The sequence below is a fragment of the Micromonospora sp. ANENR4 genome (assembly GCF_015354395.1).
Lineage (GTDB): Bacteria > Actinomycetota > Actinomycetes > Mycobacteriales > Micromonosporaceae > Micromonospora > Micromonospora aurantiaca.
This window is the reverse complement of the sequence record NZ_JADKYQ010000001.1, coordinates 270796-294381: the sequence shown is the minus strand read 5'-3', so window position 1 is coordinate 294381 and position 23586 is coordinate 270796. Positions and strand designations below refer to the sequence as shown.

Below are 23586 nucleotides of genomic sequence, written 5' to 3'. Positions count from 1 at the left end.
CCGATCGGCGTTGATTGGGCAGAATGGGGGTTGTGATGGAGATCGACTGGGAGCGGCTGCGTACCGCCGCCACCGAGGTCATGCGGCACGCCTACGTGCCGTACTCGAAGTTCCCGGTGGGTGCCGCCGCGCTCGTCGACGACGGCCGGGTCGTGGTCGGCTGCAACGTGGAGAACGCCGGCTACGGCGTCACGCTCTGCGCCGAGTGCGGCGTGGTCTCGCAGCTGCACGCGACCGGCGGTGGCCGGATCGTGGCGCTGTCCTGCGTCGACGCCACCGGTGAGCCGCTGATGCCGTGCGGCAGGTGCCGGCAGCTGCTCTGGGAGCAGGGCGGGCCGGAGTGCCTGGTCGAGGCGAAGGGCGGACCGCTGCGGATGGCGGAGCTGCTGCCGCACGCCTTCGACGTGGCCGACATCGAGGCGGTGACCGGCGAGCATCCGGTGCCTGTGGTGCCGGACCGGCTGGCCGCCTGGCGGGGCCGGGGCACCGTGTTCGTGCACCCCGACCTGTCGGCCGGGCAGCAGGTCTGGACGACGTACTGGGAGCGGTCGTCGGGGGAGACCACTGACGCCGAGACCGGCGTGCTGGAGGAGGGCTCGACCTGGGACGACCCGGCCGAGGCGATCGAGTGGGGGCTGGCGCGGACGCCGCGCGTGGTCGTGGTGGACGCTTCGGGGACGATCTTCTGGGCTGGTGAGGGTGAGCCGCCTACGGAGATTCCGGTCCGCTGGGGTTGAGCTTGGGGAATCGGGCCGACCGCGCCCGGCTCCGGGCGGTCAGGCTTGATCCCTCCGCCGGTCACGGTCGGCCCGATTCCTCGACGGTCACCCTTCGCGGGTTGAGCGCGACCATCCCGATTACTGATTGGATCATCAGAAGTGAGTGCTTTCACGGCGGTTGACGTCATCCGGGCCAAGCGGGACGGGGCTGTGCTGAGCGACGGGCAGATCGACTGGGTGGTCGACGCGTACACCAAGGGCCTGGTCGCCGACGAGCAGATGTCGGCGCTGGCCATGGCGATCCTGCTGCGCGGCATGACCGCGCCGGAGATCGCCCGGTGGACCGCCGCCATGATCGCCAGCGGCGAGCGGCTCGACCTATCGCCGGTGTCCCGGCCGACTGTGGACAAGCACTCCACCGGCGGCGTCGGTGACAAGATCACCCTGCCGCTGACCCCGCTGGTGGCCGCGTGCGGCGCGGCGGTGCCGCAGCTGTCCGGCCGGGGCCTGGGCCACACCGGCGGCACGCTGGACAAGCTGGAGTCGATCCCGGGCTGGCGGGCGGCGCTCACAAACGACGAGTTCATCGCCCAGCTCCGCGACGTGGGCGCGGTGATCTGCGCGGCCGGCGACGGGCTCGCCCCGGCCGACCGCAAGCTGTACGCGCTGCGCGACGTCACCGGCACCGTCGAGGCGATCCCGCTGATCGCCAGCTCGATCATGAGCAAGAAGATCGCCGAGGGGACCGGCGCGCTGGTGCTCGACGTGAAGGTCGGCTCCGGCGCGTTCATGAAGAACGTCGACGACGCCCGCGAACTGGCCCGCACCATGGTCGAGCTGGGCGGCGCGCACGGCGTCCGGACGGTCGCCCTGCTCACCGACATGTCCACCCCGCTCGGCCTGGCCGTGGGCAACGCGGTCGAGGTGACCGAGTCGGTGGAGGTGCTGGCCGGCGGCGGTCCGGCCGACGTGGTGGAGCTGACGCTGGCGCTGGCCCGGGAGATGCTCGACGCGGCCGGCCTGCCGGACGCCGACCCGGAGGCGGCACTGCGGGACGGCCGGGCGATGGACTCCTGGCGCACGATGATCCGGGCGCAGGGCGGTGACCCGGACGCCCCGATGCCGACGGCGAACGAGGTCGAGCTGGTCACCGCGACCGAGGACGGCTGGGTCGCCGAGATCGACGCGTACGCGATCGGGGTGGCCGCGTGGCGGCTCGGCGCGGGCCGGGCCCGCAAGGAGGACCCGGTGAGCATCCCGGCCGGTGTGGTGCTGCACAAGCGACGCGGTGACCGGGTACGTGTCGGCGACCCGCTGTTCGAGCTGCGGGCCGAGCACGCCGAGCGGATGCCGGCCGCGCTGGACGAGGCGCGCCGCGCGGTGCGGGTGGCGCCGGACGCACCGGACGCGACGCCGCTGGTCGTCGAGCGGATCGGCTGACCGGGGACGGCCGTGGTGCCGGCCCGGCGGGAGCCGCTATCCTCCCAGGCCAGGGGGGATCGGCCGGCGACGAGCCGAGGTGAGCAGACAGGGGCTTGACCGTGCGCGTACCCGCTCCCGACCCCCGGGCCGTCCGGGAGGCGAGCCTGGACGAGTTGTCCCGGCTGGGTCTTCCGCTGCCGCCGCCGCAGTTCCCGCTGGTGTGGGAGCCGGGCGACGGGATCGAGCTGCGTCCGACCCCGGAGATCGAGGCCCGGATCGCGGTGCTGCACGTGATCCTGGCCCGCTGCTTCGGGATGCCCGCGCAGGCGGCGATGGGCTGGCTGCTGGAGTCGCACCTGGTCGACTCGGTGACGCCGCCGGAGTGGCAGTTCGTGATGGGCGGCCGGGGCGACCACAGGTCGTTCGTGCTGCACCACGACGCGTTGTTCTCGCTGGCCTGGGTGCTCGGGCTCGCCAAGGAGCTGGACCCGACGGTGCCGGTGGACGAGCGGCTGGTCGAGCGGATGCCGAACCTGGTCGCGGGGGAGACGTTCGGCCAGTGGCGGGCCCGGATCCTGGCCGCGCCGCAGCATCCCGGTGACGCCGCGGCGCTGCTCGACCTGCACTACTGCCTGGACTGGGCGTACCTGGAGACCGAGAAGGCCGGCGGCGCGCTGCCGGGCCTGGTGGACGCCAACGCGATCGGGCAGCGCCGGTGGGCGCTGGAGTGGGCGGTGGTGCTGCGCGGGCCGTACCACGACGAGCCGCCGGGCTGGGAAGAGGTCGACCTCTCCACCTGAGCCGCGTCAGCGCGGGCGGTGCACGCCGAGCCGGACGGAGAGCGTGACCGGCACCGGGTCGGGCAGCGCGGCGATGCGCGCGGCGAGCCGTTGCGGGTCGGCGTGCCAGGCGCTCGGTCCCATCCCGACGAGCGTGGTGACCTCGGCGCGGGTCAGCGCGAGCCGGGCCCGGTGCCCGGTCGCGGACTCCTCGGCGAAGTGGGCGCCGAGGCTGCCGGCGACCCGGTCGGCCTTGTCCGGGTCCACCCGCAGCAGGTCCAGCGCGTCGACGAGTTCGGTCAGGTGGTCGGCGGCCGGGGTGACCACCAGCAGCGCGCCGCCGGGGTCGAGCACCCGGTGGAACTCCGGGCCGTTGCGCGGCGCGAACACGTTCAGCAGCACGGCGGTGGACCGGTCGGCCAGCGGCAGCCGCTGCCAGGTGTCGGCCAGCGCGGCGGCGGCCCGCGGGTGCGCCCGGGCCGCGCGGCGCAGCGCCGGCTTGGAGACGTCCAGGGCCAGGCCGGCGGCGTCCGGCAGCGCCGCCAGCACCGCCGCGAGGTAGTGCCCGGTCCCGGCGCCGGCATCCACCACCAGGGGGTACGGGTCGACGTCCGCGACGCGTACCGCTGTGGTCGCCAGCGCGGCGGCGACGGCGTCGTAGTGGCCGGCGGCGAGGAAGTCGGCGCGGGCGGCGACCATCTCGGCGCTGTCGCCGGCGTGCGGGGCACGGCCGGCGAGCAGGTTCACGTACCCCTGCCGGGCGATGTCGAAGCTGTGCCCGCGCGGGCAGCGCAGCGCGCGTGCGGTGCCGGCGGTGGTCTCGGTGAGCGGCTCGGCGCAGACCGGGCAGCGCAGCCGGGCGAGGACGCGGTCGTCCACGGCTCAGCCCTCCGCTTCCGGCCGGCCGGTGAGGTGGCGGATCACCCGCTGGCTGAGCGTGCCGAGCGCGGCCACCTCGGCCGGGGTGATGCGGTCGATCAGGTGCCGGCGGACGGCCGCGACGTGCCCGGGTGCGGCGGCTTCGACGGCCCGGCGCCCGGCCGGGGTGAGCACGACGACCGAGCCGCGGCCGTCGGTGACGCACTCCTCCCGGCTGACCAGGCCGCGTTGCTGCATCCGGGAGATGTGGTGGGACAGGCGGCTGCGGGACCAGAGCATCCGGTCGGCGAGTTCGCTGAGCCGGAGTCGTTGTTCTGGGGTCTCGGACAGGTCGCTCAGGACGTCGTAGTCGGGCTCGGAGAGACCGGCGTCCTGCATCAGCTCCCGGGCCAGTTCCAGGTCGAGCAGGCGGCGCATGCGGCGGTAGCCGCGCCAGGCGCGGTCCTCCTGCTCGTCCAGCCAGCGCGGTTCGTCCACGGGCCGATCCTACCGGTGTTGTTGACATGTCACCAAGTTGCGGCCTAGGTTGATGACATGTCAACCAAACTGCCGTCCCGGCTGGTGCGGCTGTTCGCCGGCCTGGCCCTGTTCGGCGTCAGCGTCGCGCTGATGGTCCGCGCCGACCTCGGGCTCGCGTCCTGGGACGTGCTGCACCAGGGCCTCGCCGACCGCACCGGCCTGCCGATGGGCCTGCTGGTCAACGGCGTGGCGCTGCTGGTGCTGCTGCTGTGGATCCCGCTGCGGCAGCGCCCGGGCGTCGGCACCGTGGCGAACGTCGCGCTCGTCGGCCTGGCCCTCGACGCGACGCTGGCGCTCCTGCCGCCGGTCGCCCCGCTCGCCGGCCGGATCGGCCTGCTGGTCGCGGGCGTCCTGCTCAACGGCCTCGCCACAGCGCTCTACATCGGCGCCCGTCTCGGCCCCGGCCCGCGGGACGGGCTGATGACCGGCCTGGCCGCCCGTGGCCTGCCGCTCGGCCCGGCCCGCACCGGGATCGAGGTGACGGTGCTGGCCGTCGGCTGGCTGCTCGGCGGCGCCGTCGGCCCCGGCACCCTGCTCTACGCGATCGGCATCGGGCCGATCGTCGCCTGGTTCGTTCCCCGGCTCACCACCCCGGCCCCGGCCGCCGCCCCGACAGGAGTGACCTCACCATGCCCCGCCTGACTGTCGTCGTCGCCAGCACCCGCCCCGGCCGGGTCGGCCGTCGCATCGGTGACTGGTTCACCGCGGCCGCCGTCCGCCACGCCGGCTTCGACGAGGTACGCCTGCTCGACCTGGCCGAGATCGGGTTGCCCTTCCACGACGAACCGCACCACCCGTCCGAGCGGGTCTACCTGCACGAGCACACCCGCGCCTGGAGTGCCGCGATCGACGCCGGGGACGCCTTCGTCCTGGTGATGCCGGAGTACAACTACGGCTTCAGCGCGCCGCTGAAGAACGCGATCGACTACCTCTACCACGAGTGGCAGCACAAGCCGGTGGGCTTCGTCAGCTACGGCATGACCTCCGGGGGCCTGCGCGCGGTGCAGATGATCAAGCAGGTGGTGACCACGCTGAACATGACCCCGGTCAACGACCAGGTGGTCGTCTTCCTGCGGCAGGCGCTGGACGAGGCGGGCGAGCTGCGACCCGACCCCGGCCGCGAGGAGGCCGCCGCGCTCATGCTGGATCAGCTCGCCCGGCTGGCCGTCGCGCTAGCGCCGCTGCGGGTGAACGCGTGAGCGCGAGGAGTGAGCCGGGTTTGCGAGCCCCGCAGTCGCGAACGAAAGGCGGCACGGTGAGCGCCGGGAGCGAGCCGGGGTCGCGGCTCTGGGAGCTGTTCGGCGAGCGCGGGCGCGGGGTGCTCGCCACGCTGCGCCGGGACGGCCGCCCCCAGCTGTCCAACCTCGACTACCTGGCCGAGCCGGGCCTGATCCGCTGCTCCACCACCGGCGACCGGGCGAAGGTGCGCAACCTGCGCCGCGATCCCCGGGCGAGCTTCCACGTGACCACCGCCGACGGCGGGGCGTACGCGGTAGCCGAGGGCACCGTGACGCTCACCCCGCCCGCTGCGGCCACCGACGACGCGACGGTCGACGAGCTGGTCGAGGTCTACCGGCGGATCCGCGGCGAGCACCCGGACTGGGCCGACTACCGGGCCGTCATGGTGGCCGACGGGCGGGTGGTCCTGCGGCTCGCGGTGGAGCGGGTGTACGGCTGGCGACCCTGACCGCCCCGGTCCACCGCCGCGCCCGTACGGGGGATGACTAGGGTCTGAGCATGGTCGCAATCTCGTACGAGGACATCGTCAAGGTCCCGAAGGCGCTGCTGCACGATCACCTCGACGGCGGCCTGCGGCCCGCGACGATCGTGGAACTGGCCGCCGAGGTCGGCCACGAACTGCCCACCACCGACCCGGCGGCGCTCGGCGTCTGGTTCACCGAGGCGGCGAACTCCGGCTCGCTGGAGCGCTACCTGGAGACGTTCGCGCACACGGTGGCGGTCATGCAGACCCCTGCCGCGCTGCGCCGGGTCGCCCGCGAGTGCGCGCTGGACCTGGCCGCCGACGGCGTGGTCTACGCCGAGGTGCGGTTCGCGCCCGAGCAGCACCTGGAGCAGAACCTGACCCTGGACGAGGTGGTCGACGCGGTGGTCACCGGGTTCCGGGAGGGCAGCGCGCTGGCCGCCGAGGCGGGCACCCCGATCCGGATCGGCACGCTGCTCACCGCGATGCGGCACGCGGCCCGCTCGCAGGAGATCGCCGAGCTGGCCGTGCGGCACCGCGACACCGGTGTGGTCGGCTTCGACATCGCCGGAGCCGAGGCGGGCTTCCCGCCCACCAGGCACCTGGACGCGTTCGAGTACCTCCAGCGGGAGAACTTCCACTTCACCATCCACGCCGGTGAGGCGTTCGGCCTGCCGTCGATCTGGCAGGCGATCCAGTGGTGCGGCGCCGACCGGCTCGGCCACGGCGTCCGCATCGTCGACGACATCACCCCGGGCAACCCGCCGGTGCTGGGCCGGCTGGCCGCGTACGTGCGGGACAAGCGCATCCCGCTGGAGCTGTGCCCGTCGTCGAACGTGCAGACCGGCGCGGCGGCCTCGATCGCCGACCACCCGATCGGGCTGCTGCGCGACCTGCGGTTCCGGGTGACTGTGAACACCGACAACCGGCTGATGAGCGGCACCTCGATGTCGCGGGAGATGGCGCTGCTGGTGGAGGCCTTCGGCTACGGCTGGAAGGAACTCCAGTGGTTCACCATCAACGCGATGAAGAGCGCCTTCATCCCGTTCGACGAGCGGCTGCGGATCATCGACGAGGTGATCAAGCCGGCGTACGCCGAGCTGATCGGCTGATCACGACTGGCGGGGGTGGCCGGAGAGCAGTGCGGCCACCCCGCGCAGCACCTGCCCGGCCCGGGCCGCCTCGGCGCCCAGCCCGGTCTGCCGGCGCAGCACGGCCGGCTCGGCGCGCAGCAGCGCGACCCCGCGCCGGAGCAGCACCCGGGGCGCCTTGCGCTGCTCGGCGAGATCCCGGGCGAGGCGGCGCAGGAACGTCGCGCCGCGCGGGCGGCGCAGCGCGTACGCCCCGGCGAGCAGGCCCAGCCGGCGGCACTCGGCCACGATCTCGGCCGCGAAGATCCCCTCGGCGACGAAGATTGGCGATCCGTCGACATCGAATGGCCGGGTGGCTACCCGACGGTCTGCGCCGATCGCATAAACCGGCACTTCGGCCTTGCCCTCACGAGCCAGTCGGGCGATTGTTTGCACCGCCGTGTCCGAATCCCAGGACAAGGGGGACTCCCAATCCACCTGTCCGTTTCGGCGCGGACACGTAGGGTCATCGCCGTCCTTGTAGAAGTCGTCCAGGCAGAGCACCGGAAGTCCGGTTCGCTGGGCTATGTATGACTTTCCGGACCCGGAGGGGCCGGCGAGCAGGACGACGCGGTGCGGGTGTTCCATTACCTTCAGTGACTCCGGCCAGACGGATTGCTATCAAATTGCATCAACATCTCATCACACCTCCGGTGAGGGACAACCTGGTCTTTCTCTTTGCGGAGCGGCGTGATGGAATCTCGGAGGTCCGACCCGCCGGGTCGGTCGCTCGGCGTTGCCCTCAGGGTGGCGCTGGGCGCGGTAATGCGAGGGCGGTGACGTGAGCAAACGGCCAACGACGGCGGGCTCCTTCCTGTCGCGGCTGCGCCGGCCGATGAGTCGGCTGCGCGACATGCCGATCTGGTCCAAGCTCGGTCTGATCATGATCGTGCCGACCATCGCCACGGTCGTGGTGGGCACCAGTGGTCTGGTCGACCACCTGGAGACGCTCAACAATGCCAACCGGGCGGGGGATCTGGCCAACCTGATCGGCTACTCGGGTGACCTGGTCGACACCGTGCAGGACGAGCGGGTCGGCGCCGTGCTCTTCCTCGGCGCGAAGGAGTTCCAGACCCGGGCGCAGTACCAGGAGGGTTACAACCGCGCCAACCAGCGGGTGGACCAGGCGAAGTCGCCGTACCTGCGGCAGCGTGGCGAGATCGACGACCTGCCCCGCAACTTCGTCGGGCTGCTCGACACGATCGACACCCAGCTGAAGGATCTTCCGGCTACCCGCAGCCAGGTGCTGAACGGCAAGCTGAAGATCAATGACGCCGACCAGGCGTACCGGCAGCTGATCGAGGATCTGCTGGCCATCCGCGACTCGGCCACCCAGCTCGCCGGTAACAACGACCTGAGCGACCGGATGCGCGCGGCGGCCGCTGTGGCCCGGCAGAAGGAATACCTGACCCAGCGCCGGGTCGTCGTCCACCAGGCGCTCACCCAGAACCAGTACACCGCCGCGCTGCGCGAGCAGTTCATCGCCAGCGGCACCGGCCAGTCGCAGTCGCTGGCGACCTTCCAGTCGGTCGCCACCGAGCCAGACAAGCTGTTCTACGAGCAGACCGTCTCCGGGCCCGACCTGCGCAAGGCCGACCGCTTCACGAGTTTCGTCTCGGGCAACAACAACGGCTCGATGGAGAACGCCCCGTTCGGGTCGGACCAGTGGGACCAGACCATGGTCGCCAACGCCAAGCTGATCCGGACCGTGGAGGCCCGGCTCGACGGCAACGTGGTCCGCCAGGCCGACGCGCTGCGCTCGGACACCCAGCGCCAGGTGTTCCTGGAGACCGGCCTGCTGCTCACCATGCTGCTGCTGGCCATCCTGTTCGCGTACCTGGTGGCCCGCTCGATGGCCCGGTCGCTGCGCGACCTGCGCCAGGGCGCCCTGGCGGTGGCTCAGTACGGGCTGCCACAGGCGGTCGCCCGGCTGCGTGACCCGCAGGTCACCGGCCAGCTCTCCCCGGTGCAACTCGCAAACCAGATCGCCGAGCCGCTGCCGGTACGCAGCAAGGACGAGTTCGGCCAGGTGACCGAGGCGTTCAACGCCGTTCACCTGGAGGCCGTCCGGACCGCCGCCGAGCAGGCCGCCCTGCGGGCCTCGGTCGCGACCATGTTCGTCAACCTGGCCCGCCGCTCGCAGATCCTGGTCGACCGGCTGATCGGCCACCTCGACCGCCTGGAGCGCGGCGAGGAGGACCCGGACCGGCTGGCCGAGCTGTTCCAGCTCGACCACCTGGCCACCCGGATGCGCCGCAACGACGAGAACCTGCTGGTCCTCGCCGGTGCGGACTCCACCCGTGTGCAGCGCGAGCCCGCCGCCCTGATCGACGTGTTGCGCGCCGCCCAGTCCGAGGTCGAGCACTACACCCGGATCGAGTTCGGCGTGATCGACCGGGACATCGAGGTCGCCGCCCACGCGGTCAACGACCTGGTGCACCTGGTCGCCGAGCTGTTCGACAACGCCACCGCCTTCTCCCCGCCGGACTCGCAGGTCATGGTGGAGGCCCGGCGGGTCGGCGACCGCGCCTCCCTCTACGTGGAGGACCGCGGCATCGGCATCAGCCCGGAGCAGCTCCGCGACCTCAACGAGCGGCTGGCCACGCCGCCGCAGGTGGACGTCGCGGTCTCCCGGATGATGGGCCTGGTCGTGGTCGCGCGGCTGGCCGCCCGGCACGGCGTCCGGGTCGAGCTGCGGCCGGGCGCCGACCGGGGCACCGTCGCCGACGTGACGCTGCCGACCTCGGTCCTGGTGCCGCGCGCCCTGGCCGGCCGTGGCCTGCCCGGTCCGGCCCTGCCCGCCGCGGGTCCGCAGCAGAACGGCCCGGCACCGGCCTTCGGCGCCTTGGCGGCCTTCGGCAACAACAACCCGCCGAGCCTGCCGCCGGCGCCCCACCCGGGCTCCTCGGGCAACCAGGTCACGCTCGGCGGACGCGCGTTCGACCCGGCGCCGCGCAACGGCTCGGGCACCCCGGCGAACGCCGGTGGCGGCCGTGCCATGCCGGCCTGGTCCGACCTGACCGGCGCCAGCCCGTCCGGCGGTGACGGCGGATTCGGCGGCCGGCCCAACGGCCAGTCGACGGACCCGCTGCCGCAGCGGCGCAACCCGGCCGACGGCGACCCGGGCAGCACCGGGCAGCAGCCGGCGATCCCGCGCCAGCTGCCGAGCAGCCCGGAGGCGCGGCCCTACAGCCCGCCGCCGGTCTCCGCGCCGCCGGTCCCGCCGGTGTCGGCCCCGCCGCTGCCCCCGGTCTCCGGCGCGCCGGTCTCCGGTAGCCCGCTGCCGTACCGCCCGGTCTCGGCCGCGCCGGTCTCCGGTGACCCGTTCTCGGGCCGCCCGGTCTCCGCGGCACCGGTCTCCGGTGACCCGCTGCCGTACCGCCCGGTCTCGGCCGCGCCCGTCTCCGGGCACCCGGCGCCGGTGTCCGGGCAGCCCGCTGCCGGGTACCCCGCCTCCGCGCCGCCGGCGAACCAGCCGCAGGCACGTCCGATGCCCGCACCGGGTGTCAGCGCCCCGCCGGTCTGGCCGCCGGTCACGCCGGCCCCGGCTCCGGCGGCGCCGGAACGGGCCACCGGTGGCATGGACATGACCACCGAGCTGCCCAGGGTGCCGCGCACGGAGATTCCGGCCACCCCGCAGCAGGCGGCCGGCCAGCCGTCCGCCGCTCCGGCCGCGAGCCGGCCGGCCGAGGCCCCGGCGGCGAACCGCCCGGCGGCCCCGGCGGCACGTCCGGCCGCGCCGCAGCAGCAGGGCAACCGCCAGCGGTACGCGGACGAGACGATGGAGCTGCCGATCTTCCGGGAGCTGGAGTCGGCGTGGTTCCGCACCCGCCGGCCCGGGCCCAACGAGGAGCCGGCGGCCCCGGCCGCGACGACGAACGGCGGCGCCGCCACCCAGCAGTTCGCCAAGGTGGACACGGCCGGCCGGCCCGTGCCGCAGAAGACACCCGCAACGACAGGTAACACGCCGATGGCACACACTCCGACGGCCGGCGGAGCACCGCGTGACAACGGCGCGGCGAACGGGAACACCCGTCCCGCGTACACCGGCGGGTTGCCCACCCGGCAGCCGACCGCGTCGCCGCAGTCCTCCTCCCCGTGGCAGACGGCGGCCGACGACGGCTGGCGTGCCGCCTCGGCGGCCACCGAGGTCCCGGTTGCGGAGACCACCCGGAAGGGCCTGCCGAAGCGGACGCCGATGGCGCAGCTCGTGCCCGGCAGCATCGAGAAGCCTTCCGCGTCGGTGCAGCGGCGTACTCCGGAGGGTGTTCGGGGCCTGCTCTCGGCCTACCATCGGGGCGTGCAGCGCGGGCGTAACACCGACAGCAACACGACCGGCCCGGAGGGCACTCCGGGCGGGCAGCAGTCCTCGCAGTCTGACTCAGGCCCGGTGGCCGGGAGCGGGCAGAAGGAGCAACAAGGATGACTACTACGCAGGATCTCGGATGGCTGCTCGCCAACTTCGCCGACCGGGTGCCCGGTGTGGCGCACGCGGTCGCGGTCTCGGCCGACGGCCTGCTTCTGGCCTCGTCCCGTGACCTTCCGCGGGACCGCGCCGACCAGCTCGCCGCGATCGCGTCCGGTCTGGTCAGCCTGACCCAGGGCGCGGCCCGCTGCTTCGAGGGCGGGGCGGTGTTGCAGACAGTCGTCGAGATGGACAACGGTTTCCTGTTCCTGATGTCCATCTCCGACGGCTCGTCGTTCGCGGTGCTGGCGGCGCGGAGCTGCGACGTGGGTCAGGTCGGGTACGAGATGGCCCTGCTCGTGGACCGGGTGGGCGATGCCCTGACGCCGCAGCCGCGCACGGCTGTGGGGATGATGGGCTGAATGACGCGCTGGCCGGTGGGTCAGGTGCGGGAACAACTACGACAGCGACGGATGTCACCGGGGCGAGCCGGTGCCGGGTACGAGGGAGGTGAGCGGCGAAATGGCGGATCGTGACGAGCCGACCGGAGCGTTGGTCCGGCCGTACGCCGTTACCCGCGGTCGTACCCGCCCTCGGCTCGACATCGCCCTGGAGGCACTCGTCGAGACGACGGTGCGCGGCCGAGCGGTTGCCACTGGCAATGGTGGCCACGGTCGTGAACACCAGTACATCGCCGCGTTGTGTGACGGACGTGTGCAGTCGCTCGCCGAGATCGCGGCGCGGATGCAGCTTCCGCTCGGCGTGGCCCGGGTGCTCATCGCCGACATGGCGACGGACGGCCTGGTCGCGGTCCACGAGCCGACCATTTTGGACGACTCCGACGACGCGGTGGGCACTGAACTGCTGGAGAGGGTGCTGAGTGGACTTCGCAGGCTCTGACATGTCGCACCGGCCGCCGGCCCCGAGCGGCCGAGTGACGTCGGCGAAGATCGTTATCGCCGGTGGGTTCGGCGTCGGCAAGACGACGCTGGTCGGCTCGGTCTCCGAGATCACGCCGCTGACCACCGAGGCGATCATGACCTCCGCCGGTGTCGGCGTCGACGACACCCGGCAGGTGCCGGGCAAGACGACGACCACGGTGGCGATGGACTTCGGTCGTATCTCGATCGACCGGGATCTGATCCTGTACCTGTTCGGTACGCCGGGTCAGACGCGGTTCTGGTTCATGTGGGACGAGTTGGTCCGGGGTGCGATCGGCGCGGTGGTGCTTGTCGACACCCGGCGGCTCGCCGACTGCTTCGCCGCCATCGACTTCTTCGAGCACCGGCGGCTGCCGTACCTGGTGGCCATCAACTGCTTCGACGGCATGCAGTACCACGATCCGCAGGACGTCCGGGACGCGCTGGCGATCTCCCGCGACGTGCCGGTGGTGCCGTGCGACGCCCGTAACCGGGAGTCCACGAAGCACGTGCTGATCTCGCTGGTCGAGTACGTGCTCACCATGCGGCGCTCGCGGGCCGTCGCGCCCGCCTGACCGACGCGCGGAAGCGCCCGGCGGCCTCAGGGCCACCGGGCGCTTCCTGCCGTCCGGGGTCGGACACGGTACGCGACCGCCCGGTGACCCTCCACGGGACGGTCACCGGGCGGTGAGCGGGGTCAGGCGTACCGGGTCCAGGTGCCGCGGAACACCTGGTACACGGCGAGCGAGTCGGGCTCCATGCCGCCGTGCCGGTCGGCGCTGAACGCGTACCCGCCGGCGATGCCCTCGACGGTCTGCGCCTGGAGGAGGGCCCGCAGCCGGCCCCGGTCCAGGCTCGTCGCCATCCGCGCCGACGTGGCGAGGAGCTGGAGCGCGTCCGAGGCGTACGGGGCGAAGTCCGGGCTGACGCCGTGCCGCTGCGTGTAGCGGTTGACGAAGTCCCTGCGGGCCAGCTGCGCCGTCGTGGTGGCGGTGGCGGCGGAGACGTCCAGGCAGGCCGGGTGCACCGCGTATGCGCCCTCCACGGCCGCGGCGTTCGCGCCCTGGACGGTGTCGTCGGCGACCGCGCCGGCGTCGAAGAAGATCGGGCCGCGGTGACCGGCGGCGCGCAGCTCCCGCGCGGCGACTCCGGAGTCCGGCGCGGTACCCCAGACCACCACGCCGTCCCGCTGGCCGCCGGCGACGCGCTCGGCGGCGGCACGGAAACGCCGGCCGGTCGCCGGCAGGCGTACCGTGCGGGCCAGGTCGACGGTGCTGTCGGCGAGCGCCTCCCGCATCGCCCGCACACCCGAGTCGCCGTGCATCCCGTCGGTGGCGAGCACCGACACCCGCCGGATCTTCTTGGACTCGAACAGCTCCACCAGGCGACGTGCCATGTCGACGGCGTCCGGGGTGAGCTTGTAGGTGAACGTGCGCTCGTCCAGCGGCAGCACGATGCGGTCACCGTAGCCGAGCGACAGGAACGGCGTCTTGACCCGCTGGGCGGCCGCCGCGAGGGCCGCCGAGGTCTCGCCCAGTACACCGCCGATCAACGCCTGCGCGCCGATCCGGGTGAGGTCGGCGGCGTGCCGGGCGGCGACCTCGGGATTGCTGCCGTTGTCCAGGATCTGGAGCCGGACCGACCGGACCAGGTTCCCGACCGGCAGGCCGGTGCGGTTGAGCGAGTCGGCGGTGAGCTGCAGGGCCTGCCGCTGGGCGACGCCGAGCAGCGACCCCGCTCCGGTCAGCTCCAGGCTCGCGCCGACGATCAGATCCTGGTCGCTCGGCGCGCTGCTGGACGGGCCGTCCTCCGGCCGCTGGCCCTGCGGAGCGCAGCCGGCGAGCAGCAGGCTCCCGGCAGCGGCGGCGAGGACGCCCCGCCGGGTGAGCACAGTGGAGTCGAACGCCGGTGTCGCCAATGGAATCGCCTTCCCACCCCGGCGAACAGGCGCCGCCGCTGGTCCGCCGGGTATGTTCCCGGCCGGTCCAGCCCAGCGTCAAATCGCCCCGGTGTGGGATGAAACACCCCCGGGGAGCCCGGTCAGGAGCGGTAGCCCGCCGAGCGGTACTCGTACTCCCGGTCGTCGTCGCGGTCACCGGTGTCGCGGGTGAAGTCCCAGCCGCCGGCCGCCTCGCGGCCCGGACGGCCGCCCACGGCGAAGCCGCCGATCTCCTGGCCGCGCCGCCAGCCCCGGAAGTATCCGGTGGTGTTCTCGGCGAGGCTCGCCGCGTTCCGGACGATCCGCAGTGGACGTTCCTCGCGCAGCGGGGAGCCCGGCACCAGGTTGGCCTGCGGCACGCGCTTCGGCAGCCCGGCCTTGGTCTCGGCGCCGACGGCCGGACGGGCCGCCTGCTCGGCCGCCTGCCAGCCGGTGTCGGCGGTGCTCGACCACTCCAGGTCGGCCTCGTCGCCGTGCCCGACGAACCAGGCGGACTTGGCCTGCGCGAAGATCAGCAGGTCGCCGTCACCCTCGTCGGAGACCGGCGGCGGCCGGTGCTCCTTCGGTGCGGGACGCCGCTCGGGCGCGGCGGGCAGCGGGACGCGGCCCGGGTCACCCTGGTCGACGAGACGCAGCGGTGGCGTCTCCAGACCGGGGTCGGCCGAGCGGCTCATCTCGTCGCGCAGCGCCCGGTCGGCGAGCGGCGGCGGCTCCACCAGCCGCAGCATCGGCGGCTCCTGCGGCAGGTCGTCGGCGAGCCACGGCGGCGTGACCCGGCCCGGGTCGCTCGGCGCGTCCACGCCCCGCCCGTACGGGTAGGTGGTGCCCTCCCGCTCCCGCGCGGTGTCGTCCTCGTTGTTCACCAGCGGCCAGTTCGCCCGGGAGCCCGGCGGCGCCTCCGGCGCGGGCGGACGCGGGGCCGGCACCGGAATGCTCAGGTCGGTGGCGCTGAAGCCACCGGTCGGCGGTTCCTGGTGCTGGTTGGTCTTCGGCCGGGGCGGGATGACGGTGCGCTGCCGCTCGGCCCGCGCCTTGTTGATGGCCGCGGTGGTGAGCGTCGGCCGGAACGGCTCGCCAGCCTCGGCGGGCGGTACGGCGCCGCGCGGGGACGGGGCGATCGGGGTGATCCCGGGGGGCGGCGGTGGCGGCGCGGAGATCGGCCGGTTGGTGGGGCCGTCCACCCGCGACGGCAGCGGCGCGCCGGTCGGCTCGGGCCGCGCCGGGGGAGCCGACGACGGCCGGCCCAGTGCGGCTGCCGGAGCGACGGGCGTGACCGGAGTCGGGGCGACGGGCGGCGGCGTGACGGGCGCGGGCGCGACGGGCGGCGGGCCGAGCGGCCGGGGCGTCGTCGTGGCGGCCGGACCGGACACCGGCTCCGGACGGCTGCGCCGCCCGCCGGGGACCGGTTCGGGACGGCCGCGACGGCCGGCCGGTTCGGGTGCGCCGGCCGGTTCGGGACGACCGAGGTGGGGCTCGGCGATCGGTTCCGGCGGGATCGAGCGCACCGGACGCAGGTCGGCCGCGGGCGCCGGGGCCAGCTCGTCGACCTGCTCGCCCCGTCGCGCGGCGGCCCGGCGGCCGGTCGCGGGAGCGGGAGCGGTGCGTTCGGCGAGCGCGCCGACGAGCGCGTCGCAGCCGGCGTCACAGGTGCGGACGGAGGCGACGGCCTGCCGTACGGTCTCGGCGACGGCAGCGGTGAGCGTGCGGTTGACGGTGGCCCGCCGGGGCGTCTCGGAGATGGCGACGCGCAGCGCGGTCACCGCGTCGGAGACGGCGTCGGCGTCTGCCACTCCCTCGCCGGCCAGATGCGCGACGACCGCGTCGGCGGCCGGCGCGCCACCACGGCCCGCGGGGCCGGTGAGCATGCCCGGCTCGGGCAGCGCGTCGAGCACCGCCAGGGCGACCCGGTCGGCAGGATCCGGGTAGGCCCGCAGCGCGGCCGGGTAGAGCTCGCGGAGCACCTCGCGCAGCGTCACCGCGGCGGAGTGCCGGCCGCTCGCCAGCGCCGCGTGCGCGGCCAGGACCTGCGTGTATCCGGCCAGCTCACGCGGTGCCGGGAGGGTCACCGCGGAGAGCGCGCCGGCCTGGAGCGCGCGGGCCAGCCCGACCGCGCGGCGTTCGGCGGGCGGGGACTGCATCTCCTCCAGGGAGTCGTCGTCGGCGAAGCGCTCGGCGAAGTCGTCGACCGAGTCGTCGTCGGCGATCGCCAGCGGCCGGCCGGCGGCGCTCAGCAGCGAGGTGACGATGTGGTCGTCGCTGTCGGCGGCGATGGCCGCGCCGCTCGGACCGCCGGACCGCTCCACCAGCAGCGCGACCAGCCGGGCGTAACCGGCGGGATCGTCACCGATCTCGCAGACGTGCAGCAGACGGCCTGCGTCGTCGACCACAGCGGACGTAAGCGTCGTTCCGGCCGAAGCCGTTCGGTCGGCCGGATCTGCCGAGGCCAGACCGCAGTACACGCGCACGAGCGCCACGGCGTCGTCCTCCTCCCGGGACACAGGTCTTGCTCTGCCAGAGACTGATGCTCCCCGCTCCGGGTCAGTCGCGCCAGTCCACAACCGCAGAGATCTTGCCGACAATGGTGCGCCAACCCAAACTTGCGGTTTGTGCCCCGATTTTCTTCAGCCGGCGTCGACCCAGGAAACCACCGACGCCACCGTTGACGGAAGCGCGCAGAGCCTCGTCCAGGTCGTCCAGGCTGGAGCCCGCCGAGAGCATGTCCAGCACGGCGGGTAGCCGCAGGGCGTACGCCAGGTCACGGGCGATCTCACCGGCTTCGATGAGCAGCTCGTGGTCCCACGCGTCGTGGCCGCCGCGCAGGTTCTCGACCACCAGGTCGAGCTCGTACGTGTCCTCGTCCAGCGGGGCGATGTCGGCCGGTTCCAGCCGTTCGGACAGTTCATTCCAACTGTCCAGCTGGGACAGATCGTTCGGCGCGCCGGAACGGATGAAAGTGACCAATGACTCGGGGGTCTTGAACAGCAGGAGCCGGCCCTTGTGAGTGAGGAAGAGCGGCACCTCCTCGTCGCCCGCCTCGTCCTCGTCGTCCTCGTCCTCGGAGTCGTCCTCGTCGTCCTCGGCCTTCTCCTCGTCCGAGGCGTCGGCCTTGCCCTTGCGGCGGGACTTGGCGTCCTTCTCCTCGTCCTCGTCGTCCTCCTCGGCGGAGAGGGCGGCGAACTCCTCGTCGAGGATCACCACCTCCTCGTCCTCCTCGGTCTCGACGACCTGGCGGCGGGCCAGGAACGGGTCGTCCTGGTCGCGTTCGGCGACGTCGGTCGGGGTCAGCTCGCGCGCCGGCCGGTACGCCCGCAGCGTGAAGCCGGTGCCGGCGGGCAGGGCGATCTCCACCGGGTCGATCCGCACCTCTTCCCAGAGCGCGCGGTCCGCCGGCGGGCGGTCCTCCTCGACCTCGTCGGCCGCGGCGGCGGCGTCGGTGTCGTCGAGCTCGGGCTCGTCGGCGTCGGGCCGTTGGGGCGACTGGCGGGCCACGCTGACCTCCGTGTGCGTTCGGGTTGCCCACCCGGCGGCGTCGCGCCGCCGAGTGACTCTGCGCACATACCCTAGTGGGCGACGGTTCCGACCGGGAGTCGCACCCCTTGGCGTCGCGGCGGCACGACAAGTAGCGTTGCTACACATGAAGGCGCAGGCGCTGCACGGACACCTGGACGCGCTCCTGCTCGCCGTGCTGGAACGGGGCGCGCTGCACGGCTACGCGATCATCGAGGCGTTGCGGGCCCGCAGCGGCGGCACGCTGGATCTGCCCACCGGCACCATCTATCCGGCGCTGCGCCGGCTGGAGCGGGCCGGGCTGGTGGCGAGCACGTGGAGCACCGTCAACGGCCGGGAGCGCCGTACGTACGAGCTGACCGAGGCGGGCGGTCGCGCGCTCGCCGGGGAGCGGGCCGGGTGGCACGAGTTCAGCGCCACCGTCGGGCGGTTCCTCGGCGCGGACGAGCCGCCCACCGCACCGGCCTGACGGGGGCGCGTCGGCAGCCGCTCAGCCGGCCGACCGGCGATCGGCGAGCACCCAGCATCGGGCCGCCCGGGCCAGCGCGAACCAGGCCGCCGAGACCACCACCATCCCGATGACCAGGGGTGGCCAGGTGAGCGCGGCGTCCCACAGCCCGATCGACCAGCCGAACAGCGCGCCGCCGGCGACCGCGCCGAGCAGCAGGCTGCCGGTCAGACCGAAACCGATCAGTCGCGCCGGGCGGACGAGCCGCGGTGAACCCCACCGGGCGACCAGCGGACCGACCAGCAGCCCGGCGAGCGCCAGCGCGGCGACCACGCCCCAGATGCCGTTCAGCGCGGCGGAGAGCAGCAGGTAGCTCTGCGGCGGCGGCGGACCGTCGCTCCAGCTCGACCCCTGCCAGGTCAGGTCACCGGCGGCGATGAGCACCACCGCCACCACGAGCGTGCGCAGCGCCAGCCCGCGCAGCGCGCCGACGGCCAGCTCGGCCTGGAAACCCGGCACGAGCTGGGCGTCGCTGCCGAACTCGGCGACCGCCCGCCGCTGCGCCTCCGCGCGCGGCAGGCCCCCTTCCCGGTACGCCTCGACGGCGTCCTCCAGCGCGTGCCGCGCCTCGGTCAGCAGGTCGGTCTTGAGCCGGTTCGGCCCGTGCAACCGCGTGGACAACTCGTGCAGCCGCTGGTCGACCACTGCCTCCTCATGCACCCGCATGGGGTAAGCCTGCCACCGGCGGGCGGCAACCCGCGTCAGGGAAAACCCCGATCGGCCGGGCGTCAGGGCGTGATCGCCAGGTAGCCGCGTTCGGCCGCCTCCTGGCGCAGCCACTGCTCCCGGTACCAGCCGGGGCGTGCCACCAGCTCGTCGTGCCGGCCGCGCTGCACGATCCGGCCGCCTTCGAGCACCACGATCTCGTCGAACCCGGCGAGGCCGCTGAGCCGGTGGCTGATCAGCAGCACCGAGTGCCCGGCCGGGGTCGCGGCGAGCGTGGAGTCCAGCACCGCGTCGGCGGCCGCCGGGTCGAGCCCCTCGGTCGGCTCGTCGAGCACCAGCACCGGCGGGGCGGCCAGCAGCGCCCGGGCCAGCGCGAGCCGCTGCCGTTGCCCGCCGGAGAGCTGCCCGCCCTGCTCGCCGACCACCGTGTCCCAGCCGTCGGGTTGTTCGCGTACCCAGTCGAGCAGGCCGGCCGCCCGGGTCGCGGCGACCAGGTCCGCCTCGGTGGCGTCCGGGCGGCCGAGGAGCAGGTTCTCCCGGACCGTGGCGTGGAAGACGTACGCCTCGGCGAGCAGGCCGCCGACCACCCGGGGCAGATGTTCGGCCGGGATCTCGGACACCGGCACGCCGCCGGCGGTGACACGGCCGGTGTCGGGGCGTACCGCGCCGGTGAGCACCGCGGCGAGCGTGCTCTTGCCGGCGCCGCTCGGCCCGACCACCGCCACCCGGCGGCCGGCCGGCAGGTCGAGGTCGAACCCGGCCAGGGCGGGGGCGGCGCCGGCCCGGTAGCGGACCGTCACGTCGGCGAACCGCACGCCGTGGCCGTCGACGGTGGGCTCCGGCGCGTCCGGTGGCGTCGCCGGGCCGGGCTCGGTGAGCAGGTCGGCGACCCGGGCCAGCCCGGCCCGCAGCTGGGTGCGCTGGCGGGCCGCCGCGACGAGCGCGAGCGCCACCTCCACGGCGGCGAGCGAGCCGACCGCGAGGACGCCGACCAGCACGCCGCCGACCTCGGCGCGCAGCGCCACGACCACCACGGCGGCGGCGGTGAGGCCGCCGACGAGGACGCCGAGCGCGTCCACCGCGAAGCCGGCCGCTGCGAGCCGGCGTTCCAGCAGGGCCAGTCGTCCGGCCCGCTCGTCGGCGGCGGCGAGCGCGGCGCCGGTGGCCCCGAACGCGGCCAGGTCGGCGGCGCCGTGGGTGAGGTCGACCGCGTCCACGGCGAGCGCGCCCCGCAGCGGGGCCACCTCGTCGGCGGCGCGGCGGGTGATCCGGGTGGCGAGCGCGGGCAGCGCCACTCCCGCCACCAGCAGTCCGAGCGCGAGCACCCCGGCGGCCGGTGGTGAGATCAGCGCGGCGACGCCGACCGCGAGCACGCTGACCAGTGCCGCCGCCGCGCCGGGCACGAGGACGCGCAGCAGCAGGTCCTGGGCCGCCTCCACGTCCGAGACCAGGCGGCTCAGCGCGTCCCCGGTACGGCGGCCGGTCTCGCGCCGGGCGGCGAGCGTGGCGAAGACGCGGGCCCGCACGTCGGTGATCATGCGAAGGACGGCGTCGTGCCCGGCGAGCCGTTCGGTGTACCGGAACACGCCCCGGCTGACCGCCAGTGCCCGGACCGCGACGATGGCCACCGTCAGCCGGTCCAGCGGCGGTCGGCCGGCGGCGCTCATCAGCAGCCAGGTGGCGGTGGCCATCAGCGCCAGGCCGGCGAACTCGGTCACGGCGGCGAGCAGCCCGGCGCCGAGCAGCCGGCTCAGGTAGGGCCGGGCCAGTCGCAGCACCGCCCGTTCCCCGCCGGGGATCATCGGGGCACCGCCGGGCCGGTGGCGGTCGGGTGCAGTTCGGTGACCCGGCCGTCCTCGACCCGCAGGATCCGGTCGGCGTCGGCGAGCAGCGCGGGCCGGTGCGCGACGAGCAGCGCGGTACGCCCGGCGACCAGCCGCCGGGTCGCGTCCAGCACGACCGCCTCGCTGGCGCTGTCCAGCCGCGCGGTCGGTTCGTCGAGCAGCACGATCGGCGCGTCCCGGAGGAACGCGCGAGCCAGCGCGACACGCTGCCGCTGACCGCTGGACAGGCCGTGACCGCGCTCGCCCAGGCGGGTGTCCAGCCCGTCGGGCAGGGCGTCCACCACCTCGTCCAGCGCGGCGCCGGTGACCGCCGCGGCGAGCGTGGCATCGGAGGTGTCCGGTGCGCCGAGGCGGATGTTGTCGGCCAGCGATCCGGCGAACAGGTGCGCCCGCTGCGGCACCCAGGCCAGCTCGCGCCGCCAGTCGTCGAGGTCGACGCCGGCTAGGTCCACCCCGTCGACGGTGACCCGGCCGGAGGTCGGTGCGACGAAGCCGAGCAGCAGGTTGAGCAGCGTGCTCTTGCCCGCGCCGCTGGGTCCGATGATCGCCACCCGGTCGCCGGGCCGGATGGTCAGCGTGACGTCGCGCAGCGCCGTGGTCCGGTCGTACGCGACTGTGACGCCCTCGAAGCGGATCTCGCCCGAGCCGCGCGGCGCCGGACGGCGTGGCTCGGCGGTGGCGGGCGCGTCGGCGGCGGAGAGCGTGAGCGCCTCGTCCAGCGCGGTGAGTCCTTCCATGCTGGCGTGGAACCGGCTGCCCGCGGCGCGCAGCGGCAGGTACGCCTCCGGGGTGAGCAGCAGCACCAGCAGCGCGGTGGAGAGCGTGAGGCCGCCGCCGAGCAGCCGGATGCCGACCGGCACCGCGACCAGCGCGACGGAGAGCGTGGCGACCAGTTCCAGCACCAGCGCGGACAGGAACGCGATCCGCAGCGTCTTCATGGTGGCCTGGCGGTGGCCGTCGGCCATCCGGCGTACCACGTCGACCTGCCCCTTGGACCGGCCGAACGCGCGCAGCGTGGGCAGCCCGGCGACCATGTCGAGGAAGTGCCCGCCGAGCAGCGACAGCCGGCGCCACTGCCGTTCGGTGGCGGCCTGCGCCTGCCAGCCGAGCAGCGCGCCGAAGATCGGGATGAGCGGGATGGTGAGCGCGATGATCAGCGCCGAGCTCCAGTCGGCGAACACGATCCGGGCCAGCACGGCCACCGGCACCGTGACGCTCAGCACGAGCTGCGGCAGGTAGCCGGTGAAGTACGGGTCCAGCGCGTCCAGGCCACGCCCGGCCAGCGTGGCGAGCTGCCCGGCCCGCTGCCCGGCGACCCAGGTCGGGCCGTGCCGGCCGACCGCGCCGAGCAGGTCGGCGCGCAGCGCCGCCTTCACCGTGGCGGCGGCCCGCGCCGCGACTGTGCCCTGCGCCCAGCTCACCAGCGCCCGCCCGGCCACAGCGGCCACGAGACCGGCCAGCGCCGGCCGGTGCAGCCGCCCGTCGAACGCCGTCGCCAGCAGCGTCGCCAGCGCGGTGGCCTGAGCGATCACCAGCAGCGCGGTGAGCCCGCCCAGCACCGCGAGCACGGCGAGGTCGCGCCGGGCCGCGGGGACCCGACGCAGCAGACGCGGGTCGAACGGGCGGCGGTTCACCAGTACACCGGTGCCCTGCCGTCGATCCGTCCCCGGAACACCCACCAGCACATCGCCTGAAAGCCTAGTAGGGCCGGCAGGAGCGGTAGCGCGAGCCATCCCAACAGCGCCAGCGTCGGGTGGCTGGCGGCCGCCTCGGCCACCGTCAGCGACGCCGCCGGGTCGCCTGCGGAGACCAGGATCCGGGGCCAGAGCGCGGCCCCGATCAGCGGCGCGGGCAGCGCCAGCGCGGTCGCGGTCGCGGCGAAGGCCGCCAGGGCCCAGCCCCGCCGCAGCGCCGCGCGGGCCGCCAGCAGCGCCGCCACGAGCGCCAACGGCAGGAGTACGGCCACAGCCGGGCGCGCCACCGCGGCGCGTACCCGATCGGAGAGCACGCCCAGGACGGTGGCCGCGCCGACCGCGACCAGTGCGGCGGGCACCAGGCCGCTCGCCAGCCGGGCGAGGGCCGGGGCCTCGGCGGCGGGCAGCCGGAGCGTGAGGAACGTCGCACCGTGCACCGCCACCAGCGCGAGCAGCGCCAGCCCGGCGGCGGCGACGAACGGGGTGGCGAGGTGACCGACACCGACCACGTGGCCGTCGGCGCTCAGCGGCACGCCCTGGAGCAGCCCGGCGAGCACCGCGCCCCAGCCCAGCGCGGCCAGCACGCAGCCGACCACCACCACCCGGTCCCAGCGGGCGCGGGCGGCGGCGGAGGCCGGGCGGCTGCGCAACTGCACCCCGGCGGTCACCAGCACCACACCGGCCAGCGCGGCGAGCACCGCCGGGTAGAAGCCGGAGAGCAGCTCGCCCTCCAGCCGGGGGAACGCGCCGAACAGGATGCCGACGGCTGCCACCAGCCAGACCTCGTTGCCGAGGAAGAACGGCCCGAGCGCGGTGAGCGTGGCCCGGCTGCCCGGTGCCGGGCCGCGCCGGGCCAGCAGCAGGCCGACGCCGTAGTCGTAGCCGCCGAGCACCAGGTAGGTGGCGAAGAAGAGGCCGAGCAGGGCGTACCAGGCGAGTTCCACGGCGGGCTC

At 74.4% G+C, this 23586-nt stretch carries 21 protein-coding genes and 1 pseudogene; 12 read left to right on the top strand and 10 right to left on the bottom strand.

What is annotated here, in order from left to right:
- Nucleotides 1-35 precede the first annotated feature (35 nt).
- From IRY44_RS01355 to IRY44_RS01345, 3 genes are all read left to right on the top strand, one after another.
- Nucleotides 36-737, top strand: coding sequence for a cytidine deaminase (locus tag IRY44_RS01355; protein WP_194798649.1), 702 nt, complete (start codon nt 36-38; stop codon nt 735-737).
- Nucleotides 738-878: 141 nt separating this feature from the next.
- Nucleotides 879-2159: a thymidine phosphorylase gene (locus IRY44_RS01350; RefSeq protein ID WP_194798648.1), complete on the top strand. Its 1281-nt coding sequence runs from the start codon at nt 879-881 to the stop codon at nt 2157-2159.
- 101 nt (nt 2160-2260) lie between these two features.
- Nucleotides 2261-2941: a DUF4272 domain-containing protein gene (locus IRY44_RS01345; protein WP_194798647.1), complete on the top strand. Its 681-nt coding sequence runs from the start codon at nt 2261-2263 to the stop codon at nt 2939-2941.
- A gap of 6 nt (nt 2942-2947) precedes the next feature.
- On the opposite strand, the gene IRY44_RS01340 is transcribed toward IRY44_RS01345, so the two are convergent.
- A complete protein-coding gene (locus IRY44_RS01340) occupies nt 2948-3799 on the bottom strand; it encodes a putative RNA methyltransferase (protein ID WP_194798646.1) in 852 nt (283 codons plus the stop codon).
- Between the two features lie 3 nt (nt 3800-3802).
- Nucleotides 3803-4276 carry a MarR family winged helix-turn-helix transcriptional regulator gene (locus IRY44_RS01335; protein ID WP_194798645.1) on the bottom strand — a complete coding sequence of 158 codons (474 nt, stop codon included), beginning with the start codon at nt 4274-4276 and terminating at the stop codon, nt 3803-3805.
- Nucleotides 4277-4333: 57 nt separating this feature from the next.
- On the opposite strand from IRY44_RS01335, the gene IRY44_RS01330 reads away from it, so the two are divergent.
- Genes IRY44_RS01330 through IRY44_RS01315 form a run of 4 tightly spaced genes read left to right on the top strand, consistent with a single transcriptional unit; the run spans nt 4334 to nt 7132 of the window.
- Nucleotides 4334-4960: a YitT family protein gene (locus IRY44_RS01330; protein ID WP_194798644.1), complete on the top strand. Its 627-nt coding sequence runs from the start codon at nt 4334-4336 to the stop codon at nt 4958-4960.
- Nucleotides 4948-5517 (top strand): NADPH-dependent FMN reductase, encoded by a 570-nt coding sequence (locus IRY44_RS01325; RefSeq protein ID WP_194798643.1) that lies wholly within the window; start codon nt 4948-4950, stop codon nt 5515-5517. Before IRY44_RS01330 ends, IRY44_RS01325 begins: the two co-directional genes overlap by 13 nt.
- Before the next feature lie 56 nt (nt 5518-5573).
- A complete protein-coding gene (locus tag IRY44_RS01320; RefSeq protein WP_194798642.1) occupies nt 5574-6005 on the top strand; it encodes a PPOX class F420-dependent oxidoreductase in 432 nt (143 codons plus the stop codon).
- 50 nt (nt 6006-6055) lie between these two features.
- The gene (locus IRY44_RS01315; protein ID WP_013473969.1) at nt 6056-7132 is read left to right on the top strand and encodes an adenosine deaminase; all 1077 of its coding nucleotides are present in this window, start codon (nt 6056-6058) and stop codon (nt 7130-7132) included.
- Here the strand turns inward: IRY44_RS01315 and IRY44_RS30555 are convergent, their stop codons facing one another.
- Nucleotides 7133-7399 (bottom strand): hypothetical protein, encoded by a 267-nt coding sequence (locus IRY44_RS30555; protein WP_228531240.1) that lies wholly within the window; start codon nt 7397-7399, stop codon nt 7133-7135.
- A gap of 532 nt (nt 7400-7931) precedes the next feature.
- Here IRY44_RS30555 and IRY44_RS01305 point away from each other — a divergent pair.
- From IRY44_RS01305 to IRY44_RS01290, 4 genes are all read left to right on the top strand, one after another.
- Entirely contained in the window at nt 7932-11576 is a 3645-nt protein-coding gene (locus IRY44_RS01305; RefSeq protein WP_194798641.1) for a nitrate- and nitrite sensing domain-containing protein, read from the top strand.
- Nucleotides 11573-11977 carry a roadblock/LC7 domain-containing protein gene (locus IRY44_RS01300; protein ID WP_013283992.1) on the top strand — a complete coding sequence of 135 codons (405 nt, stop codon included), beginning with the start codon at nt 11573-11575 and terminating at the stop codon, nt 11975-11977. The genes IRY44_RS01305 and IRY44_RS01300 overlap by 4 nt, the downstream gene beginning before the upstream one ends.
- Nucleotides 11978-12077: 100 nt before the next feature.
- Nucleotides 12078-12455: a DUF742 domain-containing protein gene (locus IRY44_RS01295; protein ID WP_030501200.1), complete on the top strand. Its 378-nt coding sequence runs from the start codon at nt 12078-12080 to the stop codon at nt 12453-12455.
- Between the two features lies 1 nt (nt 12456).
- Nucleotides 12457-13050 carry an ATP/GTP-binding protein gene (locus IRY44_RS01290; RefSeq protein ID WP_030501201.1) on the top strand — a complete coding sequence of 198 codons (594 nt, stop codon included), beginning with the start codon at nt 12457-12459 and terminating at the stop codon, nt 13048-13050.
- A 122-nt stretch (nt 13051-13172) separates the two neighbouring features.
- On the opposite strand, the gene IRY44_RS01285 is transcribed toward IRY44_RS01290, so the two are convergent.
- The 3 genes from IRY44_RS01285 to IRY44_RS01275 all read right to left on the bottom strand — a co-directional run bounded on the left by IRY44_RS01285 (nt 13173) and on the right by IRY44_RS01275 (nt 17903).
- Entirely contained in the window at nt 13173-14393 is a 1221-nt protein-coding gene (locus IRY44_RS01285) for an ABC transporter substrate-binding protein (RefSeq protein WP_194798640.1), read from the bottom strand.
- 122 nt (nt 14394-14515) lie between these two features.
- Nucleotides 14516-16912, bottom strand: coding sequence for a transposase (locus tag IRY44_RS01280; protein WP_194798639.1), 2397 nt, complete (start codon nt 16910-16912; stop codon nt 14516-14518).
- A 40-nt stretch (nt 16913-16952) separates the two neighbouring features.
- Entirely contained in the window at nt 16953-17903 is a 951-nt protein-coding gene (locus IRY44_RS01275; RefSeq protein WP_194798638.1) for a DNA primase, read from the bottom strand.
- Nucleotides 17904-18048: 145 nt separating this feature from the next.
- Here IRY44_RS01275 and IRY44_RS01270 point away from each other — a divergent pair, with 145 nt between their 5' ends.
- Nucleotides 18049-18390 carry a PadR family transcriptional regulator gene (locus tag IRY44_RS01270; RefSeq protein ID WP_194798637.1) on the top strand — a complete coding sequence of 114 codons (342 nt, stop codon included), beginning with the start codon at nt 18049-18051 and terminating at the stop codon, nt 18388-18390.
- Nucleotides 18391-18411: 21 nt separating this feature from the next.
- On the opposite strand, the gene IRY44_RS01265 is transcribed toward IRY44_RS01270, so the two are convergent.
- From IRY44_RS01265 to IRY44_RS01250, 4 genes and pseudogenes are all read right to left on the bottom strand, one after another.
- A complete protein-coding gene (locus IRY44_RS01265) occupies nt 18412-19095 on the bottom strand; it encodes a permease prefix domain 1-containing protein (protein WP_194798636.1) in 684 nt (227 codons plus the stop codon).
- 62 nt (nt 19096-19157) lie between these two features.
- Nucleotides 19158-20972 (bottom strand): annotated as a pseudogene (gene cydC / locus IRY44_RS01260) (thiol reductant ABC exporter subunit CydC); the annotation flags it as partial.
- Nucleotides 20894-22573, bottom strand: a complete 1680-nt coding sequence (gene cydD, locus IRY44_RS01255; RefSeq protein WP_194798635.1) for a thiol reductant ABC exporter subunit CydD — start codon at nt 22571-22573, stop codon at nt 20894-20896. The pseudogene cydC and the gene cydD, both read right to left, overlap by 79 nt.
- Entirely contained in the window at nt 22570-23577 is a 1008-nt protein-coding gene (locus tag IRY44_RS01250) for a cytochrome d ubiquinol oxidase subunit II (protein ID WP_194798634.1), read from the bottom strand. The genes cydD and IRY44_RS01250 overlap by 4 nt, the downstream gene beginning before the upstream one ends.
- Nucleotides 23578-23586 lie beyond the last annotated feature (9 nt).